General features: G+C 37.5%; 12 protein-coding genes. 6 read left to right on the top strand and 6 right to left on the bottom strand.

Features of this window, described 5'->3' with window-relative positions; translation table 11 throughout:
* The first annotated feature begins 129 nt into the window (after nucleotides 1-129).
* From aspS to NQ163_RS16750, 4 genes are all read left to right on the top strand, one after another.
* On the top strand, nucleotides 130-1,881 hold the full coding sequence (gene aspS / locus NQ163_RS16765) for an aspartate--tRNA ligase (RefSeq protein ID WP_268191495.1): 1,752 nt from the start codon (nucleotides 130-132) through the stop codon (nucleotides 1,879-1,881).
* Between the two features lie 561 nt (nucleotides 1,882-2,442).
* Nucleotides 2,443-3,078, top strand: coding sequence for a Crp/Fnr family transcriptional regulator (locus NQ163_RS16760; protein WP_268191494.1), 636 nt, complete (start codon nucleotides 2,443-2,445; stop codon nucleotides 3,076-3,078).
* 727 nt (nucleotides 3,079-3,805) lie between these two features.
* Nucleotides 3,806-7,006 carry a SusC/RagA family TonB-linked outer membrane protein gene (locus tag NQ163_RS16755; protein WP_268191493.1) on the top strand — a complete coding sequence of 1,067 codons (3,201 nt, stop codon included), beginning with the start codon at nucleotides 3,806-3,808 and terminating at the stop codon, nucleotides 7,004-7,006.
* Between the two features lie 21 nt (nucleotides 7,007-7,027).
* The gene (locus tag NQ163_RS16750; protein ID WP_268191492.1) at nucleotides 7,028-8,470 is read left to right on the top strand and encodes a SusD/RagB family nutrient-binding outer membrane lipoprotein; all 1,443 of its coding nucleotides are present in this window, start codon (nucleotides 7,028-7,030) and stop codon (nucleotides 8,468-8,470) included.
* 165 nt (nucleotides 8,471-8,635) lie between these two features.
* Here NQ163_RS16750 and NQ163_RS16745 read toward each other — a convergent pair whose 3' ends face one another.
* From NQ163_RS16745 to NQ163_RS16730, 4 genes are all read right to left on the bottom strand, one after another.
* Nucleotides 8,636-8,932 carry a hypothetical protein gene (locus tag NQ163_RS16745; protein WP_268191491.1) on the bottom strand — a complete coding sequence of 99 codons (297 nt, stop codon included), beginning with the start codon at nucleotides 8,930-8,932 and terminating at the stop codon, nucleotides 8,636-8,638.
* A 485-nt stretch (nucleotides 8,933-9,417) separates the two neighbouring features.
* A complete protein-coding gene (locus NQ163_RS16740) occupies nucleotides 9,418-9,612 on the bottom strand; it encodes a hypothetical protein (RefSeq protein ID WP_268191490.1) in 195 nt (64 codons plus the stop codon).
* 166 nt (nucleotides 9,613-9,778) lie between these two features.
* Nucleotides 9,779-9,967, bottom strand: a complete 189-nt coding sequence (locus tag NQ163_RS16735; RefSeq protein ID WP_268191489.1) for a hypothetical protein — start codon at nucleotides 9,965-9,967, stop codon at nucleotides 9,779-9,781.
* Nucleotides 9,968-10,098: 131 nt separating this feature from the next.
* Nucleotides 10,099-11,268: a 1-acyl-sn-glycerol-3-phosphate acyltransferase gene (locus NQ163_RS16730; RefSeq protein WP_268191488.1), complete on the bottom strand. Its 1,170-nt coding sequence runs from the start codon at nucleotides 11,266-11,268 to the stop codon at nucleotides 10,099-10,101.
* 275 nt (nucleotides 11,269-11,543) lie between these two features.
* On the opposite strand from NQ163_RS16730, the gene NQ163_RS16725 reads away from it, so the two are divergent.
* Both NQ163_RS16725 and NQ163_RS16720 read left to right on the top strand, forming a co-directional pair.
* Nucleotides 11,544-12,221, top strand: a complete 678-nt coding sequence (locus tag NQ163_RS16725; protein ID WP_268191487.1) for a zinc metallopeptidase — start codon at nucleotides 11,544-11,546, stop codon at nucleotides 12,219-12,221.
* Between the two features lie 608 nt (nucleotides 12,222-12,829).
* The gene (locus tag NQ163_RS16720; protein WP_268191486.1) at nucleotides 12,830-13,267 is read left to right on the top strand and encodes a hypothetical protein; all 438 of its coding nucleotides are present in this window, start codon (nucleotides 12,830-12,832) and stop codon (nucleotides 13,265-13,267) included.
* Nucleotides 13,268-13,484: 217 nt separating this feature from the next.
* Here the strand turns inward: NQ163_RS16720 and NQ163_RS16715 are convergent, their stop codons facing one another.
* Nucleotides 13,485-15,065: a M20/M25/M40 family metallo-hydrolase gene (locus NQ163_RS16715; protein WP_268191485.1), complete on the bottom strand. Its 1,581-nt coding sequence runs from the start codon at nucleotides 15,063-15,065 to the stop codon at nucleotides 13,485-13,487.
* Nucleotides 15,066-15,084: 19 nt separating this feature from the next.
* Nucleotides 15,085-15,291, bottom strand: coding sequence for a hypothetical protein (locus tag NQ163_RS16710; RefSeq protein ID WP_268191484.1), 207 nt, complete (start codon nucleotides 15,289-15,291; stop codon nucleotides 15,085-15,087).
* Nucleotides 15,292-15,385 lie beyond the last annotated feature (94 nt).

Genomic DNA, 15,385 nt, shown 5'->3' with positions numbered 1-15,385 from the left:
CCAGTAACAAAGAATGAATTCCATTTTCGAATTGATGGTGTGATTTTGATGTTCTGGTGTGGAATTTTAAAAGCTAAGAGCTAATAGCTAAAGGCTAAAAGCTAGTTTAATTCAATTAATTGGTAAAAGATGTACAGAACTCATACTTGCGGAGAATTAAGAATTGAGAATGTAAACGAAACGGTAACATTAAGTGGTTGGGTGCAAAAAGCACGCGATTTGGGTGGAATGACTTTTGTCGATCTTCGAGATCGTTACGGCATTACACAGTTTGTTTTCAATATGGAAACAAATGCTGAATTGTGTGAGCAAGCTCGTAAGCTAGGACGTGAGTTCGTTGTTGCCATTACAGGTAAAGTTGCAGAAAGAGAAAGCAAAAACAATAAAATGTCTACAGGTGATGTGGAGATTATTGCTGAAAAACTTGAGGTGTTAAGTAAATCGGCTTTGCCTCCATTCACAATTGAAGATGATACCGATGGTGGTGATGAGTTAAGAATGAAATATCGTTACCTTGATTTGCGTCGTTCTTGTGTTCGCGAAAATCTTGTGATGCGTCACAAAATGGGTATCGAGGTTCGCAACTATCTTGACCAATTGAATTTCATCGAAACAGAAACTCCTGTATTGATTAAGTCTACTCCTGAAGGAGCTCGTGACTTTATCGTTCCATCGAGAATGAATCCGGGTGAGTTTTATGCTTTGCCTCAGTCGCCACAGGTGTTTAAGCAATTGTTGATGATTTCTGGTTTCGACCGTTACTATCAAATTGTAAAATGTTTCCGCGATGAGGATTTACGTGCCGACCGTCAGCCTGAGTTTACTCAAATTGACTGCGAGATGGCCTTTGTGGAGCAAGATGATATCTTGAATACTTTCGAAGGATTGACCAAAAACTTATTCAAGAAATTGAAAAATGTGGATATCGATTACGATTTCCCACGCATGGATTACGCTACAGCTATGGAAAAATATGGTAGCGATAAACCAGATATCCGTTTCGGAATGGAGTTCGTAGACTTAAGCGTTATTGCAAAAGGAAATGACTTTAAAGTATTCGACGAAGCAGAATATATTGGGGCAGTTTGTGCCGAAGGATGTGCAAGCTACACCCGTAAGCAATTGGATAAATTAACCGATTTTGTAAAGCGTCCGCAAATTGGTGCTAAAGGATTGGTTTACGTGAAATACAACGAAGATGGTTCATTTAAATCATCGGTAGATAAGTTCTACAGTGCTGAAGATTTACAAAAGTGGGCCGAAGCTTGTAATGCAAAACCAGGCGATTTGATCTTGATTTTGGTTGGCGATAAGAAGTCAACCTTATCTCAGCTTTGTGAGCTTCGTTTGGAAATGGGTACTCAGCTAGGTTTACGTGATAACAAGGTATTCAAACCAATGTGGGTTGTTGATTTCCCTCTTTTGGAGTGGGATGAGGATTCTCAAAGATACCACGCAATGCACCACCCATTTACTTCTCCTAAGGCAGAGGATTTCCACATGTTGGAAACAGAGCCAGGAAAAGTTCGTGCAAATGCTTACGACCTTGTTATTAATGGTGTTGAAATTGGTGGTGGTTCAATCCGTATTCACGATACCGATTTGCAAGCTCAAATGTTCAAGCATCTTGGATTTACCGATGAGGAAGCAAAAGCACAGTTTGGTTTCTTAATGGATGCATTCCAGTATGGTGCACCTCCTCATGGTGGTATTGCTTTTGGTTTCGACCGTTTGGCATCATTGTTTGCAGGAATCGAGTCTATCCGTGATGTAATTGCATTCCCTAAAAACAATTCAGGTCGCGATGTGATGATTGATTCACCTTCAACAATTGCTGATGAGCAAATGGTGGAGTTAGGACTTGACTATAGAAAAAAATAATTTACAATTCAGATAAAGAAAAACCCGATCAATTGATCGGGTTTTTTTATGAGGTAATTTATAGTCTTGTTTCTTCTCACTTATTGGAACACGGATAAGTCGGATTTTATCTGTGTTCTGCTATTTTTTTTAAGCGGATAATCCATTAACAATCACCTGTTTTACTACGATTGTATCGTACTTACCCTAGATCCGGCAGTTGCTTAAAAAGGATAACAAATGATCTCACCTACACGAACTCAGGTAAAAAGCTAAAATATTCAAAAACAAAGTATCTGGTATCAGAACTTAGCAACCTGTTAAGCCTGAAATCTTGAATCACCTGTACACCAAAAAGTTTGATATCAAACTCACCTAATGTTAAGATAATGTAAAGTTTTTCTAACAAAATTAAGATGTTGAATTAATTCAATATATCGAACAAATAAAATTGATATCTTTACTGGATTATGTTTATAACAAGCAGGCGTTGTTATTTCGTAATTCTTGCTAAACAGATGTTTTTCTTGCATATCCCCTATAATTAAGGAAGGTACCTGTTGCTTGTTTGTTGAAAACAAAATGGATCTAAAAAGCTTATCAAATAAAGAAATTTTACAGTTGGTAAAGACTCTTTTTGATGGTGAAAATGCCCTGTCGGTAGATTTACCTCCTGAAATTTATGAGTTTATTTCTGATGTGGGAGAGTTAAGAATGGTTAGGAGTCAGCAAGTTGTTGTTGATTGTGGTATGCAGTGTTCAGAATGTTTTTTGGTGATTGATGGTGCATTTGTTTGCCAGTATTTTGAGGAAGAGTCGCTTGTGGAACGAACTGTGAATTTTCATACAGCTTATTTTCACCCGTTTATGACCTCGGTAGAGAGCTATTTCTTTAATAAAAAATCGAAATATAAACTAAAGGCAGTTCGGCCGTCAAAAGTTCTTGTACTGAAAAGGCCTGTAGTTGCCGAATTGTATAAAAGCGCTCCTTTAATTTATCAGCTTTATTTCTCATTGCTTACTACAAGTTTAAGCGACGAAATAACTTTAAGGAGCAAGTTGCTTTCCCTTCCTGCTGAAAAATTATATGCTTATTTGGTAAAATTTCATCCCCAGTTGATTTATAATATTCCATCGAAATATATTGCCGAATTTATGGGAATTAGCCAGGAATGGTTAAGTAAATTAAAGAAAAGCAATAAGATAGATTGGTTTTAAGTTTTCATTCTTCTGCTCTAAGCCACTAAAATAAATATATGTGCGTAGTGTTTTAATTCAGAAATATGAATTACTCTCTTCTCCCAAAAAAATTCTCAAAAACCAGGTGTGAAGCATCTGAAGTTAGTGACCTCTTACCTCAATCCTTATCAACCACCTGTTAACCTAAGCTTCCTATCGAACTCACGTTAAATACCAACTTTCCAAAATCATTTTAAAGATTAACAGTTTAGGTGCGGTAAAATTTGAGTCAATATGCCAAGCCTGGTCTATGATTTTAGCATGCCTCGATGTTAATGGTGAAATGATATTGAATTTTTTAAAGATCTTGAATTAGTTCAAGAATTGCTAAATGTAAAATAGAGAACTTAGCATTGTGTGTAGGATATCACAGGCACTTGTCCGCACGAAAGTGCAAATTAATATTATTAACATACCCGTATCTCTTGTTGTTGGCAATGTGTAATCCGTAAAAAATAAGGGTTGATTGTGTTCCTGCTCTCGTTTTGGTTTAGGCTAATCACATGTAGTTTTTCCAATCATTATATCTGCATGTTTAGCATATATGGTTAGTACTAAAGAGAGGTAATGAAATTGTGGTTAATGGTAATTACCTCTTTTATATTATTGAATTCATTGCTTGCCATTCTTTTTTGTTCTGTCTAACCGAATCGCCTTTACAACAAAGGTGATAATTAAATATTTATTAACTAATTATTTACATTCAATGAAAAAAGTAATTTGTTTTTTAGTAATCCTTGCATGTGTTGGTTTGCAATATGTATCTGCGCAAACCAAAACAGTTTCGGGGATTGTTACTTCGGCCGATGATGGGCTTGGAATGCCCGGGGTTTCGGTAATTGTTAAGGGTACTACCATTGGGTCCAGTACTGGTATAGATGGAAAATATTCGCTCGTAGCTTCGCCATCAGACGTGCTGGTGTTTAGTTTCGTAGGAATGGTAACTCAAGAAATTACAGTTGGAAATAAAACTGTTGTTAATGTGGTAATGGAAACCAATTCAATTGGTGTGGATGAGGTTGTGGTTACTGCATTAGGCGTGACAAGAGAGAAAAAGTCATTGGGATATGCTGTTACTGAAATAGGAGGGGATGATGTTAGTGAAGTAAAGGAAACCAATATTGTTAATTCTCTATCGGGTAAAGCAGCTGGTGTACAGGTGCGCCAAGCCAATACCATGGGGGGATCGGCCAATATTGTTATTCGAGGTTCTGCTTCATTAACCGGAAACAACCAGGCTTTATTTGTTGTTGATGGCGTACCAGTTGACAATAGTAATACGAACTCTAGTAATCAAACTGCCGGTTGGGGAGGATACGATTATGGTAATGCAGCATCGGATATTAATCCTGAAGATATTGAATCGGTGTCGATTCTGAAAGGTGCGGCTGCTACTGCATTGTATGGTTCCAGGGCTGCTAACGGCGTTATTTTAATTACTACCAAAAAAGGTGAAACGAAAAAAGGAATTGGGGTTACCATTAATTCCGGTATTACATTTAGTCGTATAAATAAGAGTACCATGCCTGAGTATCAGTATGAATATGGTGCAGGTTATAGCCCTGAATGGAGTTTTGAGCAAGATCTTGACGGGGATGGAAAAAAGGAACGAATTGTAAATGTGAATGATGATGCCTCCTGGGGCCCTGCTTTCGATCCAAATTTGAAAGTGGTTCACTGGGATGCTTTAGACCCTGCCGCTGATAATTTTGCAGAGAAGCGACCTTGGGTTGCTCCAAAATCTACAGTGTATGATTTCTTTGAAACAGGTATTAAATACATTAACAGTGTAGCCTTGGAAGGTAGTCGCGATGAATATAGTTTTAGGTTGGCTTATACCAATTCTGATGAATCAGGCATTCTGCCAAACAGTTCAATCAAGAAAAATACGGTTTCGTTTCGATCAAAATATCATTTGGATGATAAGTTATCTGCTGAATTTAGTGGTAGCTATGTGAATACAAAAGGGAAAGGTCGTTATGGAACTGGTTATAATGACAATAACCCAATGCAGAACTTTGCACAATGGTTCCAGACAAATGTTGATTTCAAACGTTTAAAGAATAACTACAAAGCTCCCGATGGTGACCAGCGTACCTGGAATGCAAAAAGTCCGACGAACCTGGATCCAATTTATGCAAACAATCCATATTGGACTCGTTATATGAACTTTGAGGAAGATACAAGAAATCGTATTTATGGGTTTGCCACCTTAGAGTATGAGTTCAATGACATGTTTACTTTAAGTTGGAGAACTGCTCTGGATTATTACCATGAAGAACAAAATGAAAGAATAGCAGTAGGCAGCAATGGGCAATCTGAGTTTACCAACTTCAGGAGAACTTTTAAGGAGTTGAATAGTGATGTTATGCTGAAATTTAAAAAACAGGTTAATGATTTTAGTTTGAGCGGATTGGCTGGTATTGCCTACAGGGAAAATAAAGTTTCAACAATTTGGTCATATACGCAAGGGGGGCTAATTGTGCCTTTGCTTTATACTGTTGCCAATTCTAAAGTTGAAGCATCGCCAACAGAAAATTTGTATGAAAACAACCTGAATAGTGTTTATGCTAATTTTTCTGTAGGCTATAGAAATATTGCCTACGTTGAAGGTTCGGTAAGAGTTGACGAATCATCTACTTTACCTTCTGATGAAAACAGGTATGTATATCCGGCAGTATCTACCAGTTTTATTCTTTCTGAATTGGAGGGATTGAAAGATTTAAACTTCTTGTCATTTGCTAAGTTAAGAGCAAATTACGCAGAAGTAGGTAATGATACCGGGCCATATAATTTAATTTCAACCTATGTTAAGGGAAAGAATTGGGAGAATCAGGCACCCTTTTCTGTCAATAATACCCTTCAGAATCCTAAGTTAAAACCGGAAAAGACAGAAAGTTATGAAGTTGGATTGGAAGCTAACTTTTTTAATAATCGTGTTGGGTTCGACCTGGCCTTTTATCAATCCAATTCTTTTGATCAGATCATGCCAGTTAATGTATCTAGTGCTTCGGGGTACTCAAGAGTTTATGTGAATTCTGGTGAGATTGAAAACAAGGGGATAGAGTTAGGTTTGAATGCAACACCTGTTCAATCAGGTGATTTCAAATGGAATTTGAATGCGAACTGGGCTGTGAACAAAAATGAAGTAAAATCACTTTATAATGGTGTTGATAATATCTTGATCACTTCAGCATGGGATGTTACTGTGAATGCCCAGGTTGGTGAACCATATGGTGTGATTAGAGGTACCGATTTTGTTTACACCAAAGGTAGGAAAACAGTTGATTCAAGAGGTTATTATAAGAAAACAGCAGAAACTGATAATGTTATTGGTAATATTCAGCCGGATTGGAATGCAGGTATTACAAATTCATTTAGTTACAAAGGATTTGTGTTGAGAGCTTTAATTGATATTCAACAAGGTGGCGATATTTATTCGGTAGATCGTAAATATGGCCTTGCAACAGGTTTATACAAAGAAACAGCCGGCTTAAATTCAAAAGGCAATCCTAAACGAGATGCTGTTGCCGATGGTGGTGGTATTTTACATGCCGAAGCTGTTCTCGAAGATGGTTCCCAAAATACAATATACGCAAGAGCTGATTCCTGGGGAGGAGACCAGTATTACGGACGTACTCCAACGGCTCGATATATTTATGATGCATCGTATGTGAAGTTAAGAGAAGTTTCATTGTCTTATAGTCTTCCTAAAAGTGTTTTAAACAAAACTTTTTTTACAAAAGCTGTAATTTCTGCTATTGGCCGCAACCTGGCAATTCTTCATAAAAACACTCCCGGGTTCGATCCTGAAACAGGTCAAAGTTCCGGTAACAGGCAAGGTATTGCAAATGCATCTTATCCAACTACCAGGTCTTTTGGATTTAATATCACATTAGGATTCTAACCACTTATGAAAATTGACATGATGAAAAAAATAACATACTTTATAATTGGTGCCCTGTTGATGGGCATTGGCTTCACTTCATGTGAACTAGATGATAATATTGACCCTAAAAAGGCAACCAAAGTGCCGGAAGGAACACTGTTGACAAATGCTCAGATTCAGTTTGTTAACCAATATGATAATATGAGTGTGAATTATAATATTTCACGTTTGTTAGCCCAATATTGGATGGAAACAACTTATACAGACGAAAGTAGGTATAACTTCCAGGATAGAGGTATTTCTGATGGGTTTTGGCTTGAAATATATAGGGATGTGCTACAAGACCTTCATGAAGCAAAAAGGATTATTAAGGATGCCGGATTCACAGGAGCTTTGGCTGAAAAGGCAAATAACCAAAAGGCTATCATCGAGATAATGGAAGTTGCTTCATACGCTTTGCTTGCCGAAACATTTGGTAATATCCCTTATACTGAAGCTCTGAAAGGGCTTGAAAATACTACACCTAAGTATGATGATGCAGCAACAGTATATGCCGACCTGTTTAAGCGTCTTGATGCTGCCTTGAAATCATTTAAAGCAGGTGCGGGTTCGTTTGGTGCTGAAGATATATTCTTTGGAGGAGATATTGACAAGTGGAAAACTTATGGAAATGCTTTGAAAGTAAGAATGGGAATGAGAATGGCTGATGTACCTTCGTTTAACTCAAAATCGGTAGTAGAGGCTGCGGTTACAGCAGGGATTTATAATGCTGGTGGAGAAGGTGCCATTTTTAAATATCTTGGAACGGACCCTTATGTAAATACGATATATCGTGGGTTTGTTATAGATAATCGATCCGACTATGTGCCATCAAATACATTGATTGATATCATGAATAAATTGGATGACCCCAGACGTGCGTTGTGGTTTTCACAAAAGGACGGAGCTTATGTGGGGTTGACTTATGGTAAAACTGACGGTGGAACATACGATAATTTTTCACATTTTTCTGCTATGTTTTTCAAGGCCGATTTGCCTGTAATTTTAGCTGATTATGTGGAAATGGAATTTTTCCTGGCCGAAGCTGTAGAAAGAGGATATGCTGTAGGAGGAACGGCGGAACAACATTATAACAATGCAATAACTGCCAATATCCTTTATTATGGAGGAACCGCTGCAGATGCTGCGACTTATCTGGCAAAACCGGAAGTTGCATATGCTACAGCAGTAGGCGACTGGAAACAAAAGATTGGAACACAGAAATGGATTGCAATGTATAACCGTGGAGTAGAAGGCTGGACTGAATGGAGAAGGTTGGATTTCCCAGTTTTGAATGTTCCTGAAGAGATGAAGTATAAAGACATTCCTAAGCGATATCCTTATCCTTTCGACGAGAATGATATGAATCCTAATTATGCTGCTGCTGCCAAAGCTATTGGTGGTGACCTTGCCACTACCAGCTTATGGTGGGATGTTAACTAAAACTCCTGGGAGTCGCTTAGAGTGATACTCCCGTACTCTTGCTCTTGATGAGGTTGTTCAAAAAAGTAACTTTTATGCAGGCTCAATGGCTTTCATAAATAATACTGGCAATCTTACTTTTTTGGACAGCCTCATCATTTAAATACTCATGTTATTATTAGGAGATCAGTCTAAAAGCTCACTGCCTTCATTTGCATCATTGTCTTGACTGTTGCCTTCATTTTCACGTTTAATCATATCTTGATACATTCTACGCATAAAACGTGTTCCATATTTTACAGCTTCATCTTTGCTTGTAAAATTCCCTTTAATTAGTTGGTGAACACTTAATTCTTCGTTTGGATCATCGGTATAGTAAAATATACTCACATTAGGTTTTCCACCTTTTTTCTTAATGTCCATCCCAAACCAGGTTTCGAATACCTGATCATCAACTTTAATATGACGTTTAAACTTTATCATCTCTTTAAATTTTATCAGCTGCGAAGTTAAGCTAATTTTTCGAATTGGAAATGGGTCACTGATAGGAAATTATACCACTTAAATTTCAGTCCCGATTGCAATCGGGAGAGCTTTAGCGAAACTGTGGAATGTTAAATTGAAATGCCGATATATAATTGGTTAGTCTTTTGGAGTAATGCGAACAAAAGGTTCATTCTAATGGTTCTAAATGATTTTTAGTGGGTGAGTTACTAAATAGTACTTAAAATTAAAATGTATGGTATAAACATTACAATTACTCATTTAAGCTTGTATTGAATAAAGGGATTAAAAAAACATTATCGTACCAATACTTTAAGTACTGCAAGTATTCTAAGTACTTTAGGCACTTCTTTAGAATTACCCATTATAAATCACATAGAGCCATTCTAATTCATAATCGGTATTACAAACAAAAAAAAAGAGAGGTGTGTTGTACCTCTCTGTATTATTTCTTGCTATAAATATTATAAAGACAATTGTGGATGGAGAACTTCAGTTGCGATTTCATCGAAACGGCCTGAAAAATTTTCCGAACACCAATTTTTAAGAGCGGCAACTTCTGATGGTTGTAACCATTTAAGTGCCTTAATAAGTTCTTTTCGAAATAAGCCTAAGTCAAAGCTGACGTTAGATAGTACAATTTTTGTTTGTTCTAGCATTACTTTTTTCTTTTTGTTTTGAGCTTGCATTCGAATATACCAAAATCTTTATTGAAATATTGAATGCATTAACAAGCCTTAACATTATTTAGGATTTGGGTAATTCAATTTTTCAAACTTTTTAATGCCTGTGATTTGTAGGTTTTGGGCATAAAAAAAGGAGCTGTTAAAGCTCCTGATCCTGTTTGTTTTCCAATTGTTTCATCTTTTTTTCTACGTTGTTCAATAATACCATCGTAAGCGTAAGTACAAACATTACAACTAGCTCGATGTAAACGCCGGTTCTGTCCGGTGTTTCGGCATTGGCATTTAAAAGATTAAAAATTGCGGCTACCATTATTAAAAAGGTAGACATGATCAGAAGAAACTTTATCAATTTCATAATTGTATAGTTGATTTTTCGTTGACCGAAATTATTAAAATTCTCGTTCAATAAAAAGAAAAAGCAATAAAAAAGGCTTTCGTTATGAAAGCCTTTTGAGTTATTTAATCTTCAACAAATTCTGGTTTTGTTAATTCTAACCTGTTTTTTACAGGGTTTGCGTAAATCTCAAAGAAGATCTGGTGTAATCTTTCCATGTTTTCTGCACGGTCTTCGATTGTAGCAATTTTCTTTTCCATATGTTTAAGGAACAATTCTTTTTCCTCAATGGTGTATTTGTCAAGAAACTCTTTGCTGTTGTTTACAATGTCGTAAGCAATGTAATTGTCAGGCCACAATTTGTAATTTTTGTGAATTCTGTAATCAATTAAATCAGCAAGTGCTTTGAATTTATCTTTGCTTTCATCCATGTCCTCTATGGTATCCAACATTTGAGATATTGGTTTGCCAATGTGGAAGTGAACACGACCTTTTTCGTTGATCATTCCGCGAATCATACTTCTTAAGTCATCTTTCGCAGTTTTTTGATATCCGGATTCGGTTTCTTTTAAATGAACTTCGAGCGTTTTCATTGCATCGCAAGGCTCGTATTCATAAGAAATGGCAACAGGAACAATTCTTAGATTTTTAAAGTGAGAACAAAATTCTTTTCCACCACTCATTTGTAGCATTTTTAAAAGACTTTGTTGCGTTCTGTCATCACCATCTTTTGTTCGTCCTTCACGCTGGGCAATCCAAATAGAGGATTTCTTGGTGTTCAAAGCAAAGTTGATGTAATTCGAAAGTTGTTTTGAGCTTTCCAACATCTGGCGAACGGTTACATTTCTGTTTACAACAAAACTTTTGTTCAGCTTTACTAAATCAGCAATCCATGGCTGAATCAATAGGTTACTTCCAATTGCGATTTCAGTGGTTTCAAAACCATGGTGATGTAGCATTACATTAAGTAGTGCTGAATCAAGGATAATATCACGATGATCAGAAATGAATAGATAACTTTCGTTAGGGTCTAAGTTTTCCAATCCGTCAATTGTGATTCCTTTGGTTGTGTTGTCGATAATGTGTTGCGCCAATCGGATAATAAAATTACCCTGGAATTCCTTGATGCTTTTCACTTCGCTCAAGGCTTTTTCTATCATTTCTTTTGTGAAACCTGGAAAAAGTTGTTGCGCAAATTTAATAAACGCTTCTTCCTGAAGAAGGCGATTAATGACTTCAACTACCTCTGAATCGTTATATGGTCTTATGTCATCAAAATCTGATTCGGTGATCATTCTTTGGTTGAATTAGTTTTTTAAGGAGTGGCAAAAATAAGCATTATATGTGTAAATCTAAGAAAATGTAACGATTTTTTGGATTTTCAGCTTGTAAATCTGTCTGAAATTCAAAGATTTGGATTTTAGGATAACAAGTTTAGGGGGGTGATTTTGATTGTGATACAAACAGCATGAGCTCAAAGTTGTGACTGACAAATCGGCACTAATATGAAATGATTATATATTGGCAAAGAATTTGATTCAAGTGAATTGAAATAATAAAACGAGAGAATATGAGCATTTGGATAATTTTTATAGGATTTACTTTGTTGAGTTGGCTGGTAAGTCATCAGTTAAAGTCGCGATTTCAAAAATACTCTCAAATTCCTACCTCAAATGGAATGAGTGGAAAAGAGGTGGTAGAGCAGATGTTGAGAGATCATGGAGTAACGGGAGTTAGGATAGGATCAGTAAGTGGACAGTTGTCAGATCATTACAATCCGGCTGAGAAAACAATTAACTTGAGCCAGGAAGTGTATCATGGACGAAATGTTGCAGCTGCTGCAGTGGCTGCTCACGAAACAGGACATGCAATTCAGCATGCACAGGCTTATTCGTGGTTGCAAATGAGATCGGCTTTGGTGCCGGTGGTAAGCTTTAGCTCGAAATGGGTGCAGTGGATTTTATTGGCTGGTATTATCATGATTAATTCCTTTCCACAGTTACTACTTGCGGGTATTGTAATGTTTGCAGCAACTACTTTGTTTAGTATTATTACTTTGCCAGTTGAAATTGATGCCAGTAACAGGGCGCTAAAGTGGCTGAAGACAACCGGGATTACTACTTACGAGTCACAAAAAAGTGCAGATGATGCATTGCGATGGGCAGCATATACATACATTGTTGCTGCATTGTCTTCTTTGGCTACGCTAATGTATTACGTGATGATGTATATGGGTAGGAGAGAGTAATGATTTATATAAGATAAAGGAGAGGCTTCATTTTTAATGAGGCCTTTTTTGTGAATGAAGGTTCGGAAATGATTCATGTATTAACTTGCTAGAAGTGTCATCTTGGTTTGAAATTCTTAAAGGGAGTTACAGGCTTATGGCGGCCCAACGGGGCATTGGAAGATCAAGCCAGATAGACGCAGAAAACTTTTAGTAAGACCGGGAAGCTGAGAACTTTGTTCGAAGATCACCCGGCCGCACTTTAAGTTTTCAAGTATAGGTGGTTTGAGCTTACTCGCCCTAGATTTTTTGCTTACTTTTTTATCAATGGAAAAAGTAAGAGCCTCTGCGGCTAGAGCAGTGAAATAGTAGTTCGTGAAGTGAAATAATAATATCAATGATTTGCACAGGTTAGCTTCTTAATTGTCCGGCTCCAGGGCTTCTGAGTGGAGGTCATGGAACACGAATGACACGGATGCAACGGATTTACGCGGATTTAAATTTTAGCAGTTTGAGACTCCGACTTGAGTTCGGATTCTCATTGATTTTTTTGAATCGGTACTTCTTTTTTTTGTTTGAGCTAATGATTCTTTTCTTATTTTTATTCATTCAAAATAATAAAATAAGATATGAGTAAATTTATAAAATACGGTTTTGTAGTCACTTTTATTTGGGCAGGTTTTATTCTTGCCATTAGTTTTATGGAGGCCTGGGTTAAATTTCGTGCAGAATCACTAGATACTCCAACGGCTTTAGAGGTAGGAATGCATGTGTTTGGGGCATTGAATTTTGTAGAGCGGATTTTTACCGCTATTATGCTGGTGTACCTGTTTGTATACTATACCGATAAGGTGGTAGTGGTAACCGGGATCACAATCTTTACATTTATTGTGGCACAATCGGGTTATCTCCTGCCAGAACTTAATGAGCATACACAACTAATCATGCAAGGAATGCAGCCCGAAAAAAGCTCGGTTCATTTAATGTATATAGCAATGGAAGTGATCAAGTTACTTGCTCTTTTTGTTCTTGGTTTCAGGCAGGTGAGAATTTATAAGGACCTGTAAGGAAAAGTTATGAAATTGAGGATGATCTCCTTGCAAGTGGCAGCGAGATTGATTTGAAAATACAAAGCCAGGGTTGAAGTTTATCAGCATTCTTACCCTGGCTTGTTTTGTTTTTTCTCTCTTTTGGTAAAAGGGTGAAATGACATGAGTTCTATCTACATTCACTCATTTACTCATTCACTCATTCACCCATTTACTCATTCACTCATTTACTCATTTACTTCTCCGTCATCTCCTTCTTGTCCCCTTCCTTTATATAATATCCTTCACGGGAGAGAAGATGATTCAGGTTCGCAATTCCATATACCACAACGGCTGTTACAATAGAAGAATGTTCCTGGTATTCTGCAATACTCATGTTGTACAAATCTCTCTCGGTATGCCAGATTTCCCTGTAGCTGAAATCATATCCAAAATGATCGGTTTTTCCAAATTCCATTGTAGGAACGCCTGCTACTGCAAACGGACCACTGTCGGTTCCCCATGGCGTTTTAGGACGCTTGGTTGCCTGTCGCTTTTTCAGTGTAAAAGGAATATCTGGATTAATGGTTGAGAGTGGTTTGCAGATCTTTTCCATGTCGTCCCACATGGCCTCCGTAACGCTCAGGCTAGTGGTAGCTGTTGGTCCGCTGTCGCGATTAAACATGTTCGCAATTTTATCCAACTTTTCCGGGTTGGTTTTGATCCAATGTTTTGAACCTAATAAGCCAAATTCTTCACCGGCCCAAAGGCAAACCAAAATCGTTCTCTTTGGTTTTCCACCTGCTTTCATGATCAGGCGGGCAGCTTCCATGGCTGGCGAAACACCAGATCCATTATCAACACCTCCTGTTGCAATATCAAAAGCATCCAAATGTCCACCCATAATTACATACTCATTCGGGTATTTGCTTCCCTTGATGACACCAATTACACTATGGTACTTCACGGGACCCATTCTAAAATGATTGCGAATGTCAAACTCCAGTTCAAATCGTTGGCGTTCTTTTGCCATTTGAGCAATGGTTTTGTATTGATGTTCATTCAGTTTGATGTCCGGAATTTCGGGAAGTGTCTCAAAAGTCATATCCATCAGGTTCTTTCTGTCGTACATGGCAGCAATTGGAAGTTTAGCCGACTGAATAATTCCCAGAATACCAGCATTTACCATTTGTTTGTAGAATAAAGCTGGCTCTTCTTTTAGGGGAATCAATTCAACTTGTTCTCCATGTCTGTTTCTCCAGTTAATTCTTCTGATGCTGTCGTTTTTCTTCTCAATTTTTGCATTTTCTGCACGAATTTCTGCTCTGCGTTCTTCTGCTTTTTCCGAATAATCGATTGGCCACCCTTTGTTTTTTCCACCAATAAGCACCCAGGCACCTTTTAGTTTGCCCTTCATGCGATCGAATTGACGTTGAGTTTTGGGTTCTAACAGCACATGTCCTTTTTGTACTCCTTTTGTTCCTACTGTGTACGAAGGAGTTGCAAAGTGCAGGTGCATGTTGTCTCCGCCAAGCATTCTTCCGAACCATGGACCACGATTAAAGCCTACGGGTAGACTGCCAACTTCATCCATGATCACTTCCATGCCCCATTCTTTGAATTTGCTTGCTGCCCATGCAGCAGAATTGTCATAGGCATTCGAACCAATTAGTCTGCCTCCGAAGCGGTTGCTCAGGATATCCAGGTGATCCATGCACTGGTTGTCGGTTTTTCCAATCTCGATAATTTTTTTTACCACAGGATCTTTTTGCCCATAGGAATTGTGAACTGCCAGGATGAAAATGGCAATGAGGATGAGTTTTAGCTTACGTTTCATAAAAGTGTGTTTTGCTTGTTTAATTTAAGGTTGAATTGTGAGCATTAAAAGTAGTTAAAACAACCGAGTTGATGTGATTTTCAAATATGTTGAATGGCAACTTGATGTGATTGTTTTTAACTCTGTGTATCCCTGTGTTCTCTGTGGTTAATAAAATAGAACCATCTCTGTGTTCTCTGTGCTCTCTGTGGTTAAAAGAAGCAGGAAGGATTAGTGATTTGTGCATTTTTAGTTGTTCCGTACTTGAATAGCTTACCATTTAAAAATAGAATCATCCCTGTGTATCTCTGTGCTCTCTGTGGTTAAAAGAAGCAGGAAGG

The organism is Marinifilum sp. D737 (assembly GCF_026672275.1).
Lineage (GTDB): Bacteria > Bacteroidota > Bacteroidia > Bacteroidales > Marinifilaceae > Marinifilum.
Note: the sequence above shows the minus strand (reverse complement) of the source record. Positions and strands in the feature narration are given on the sequence as shown.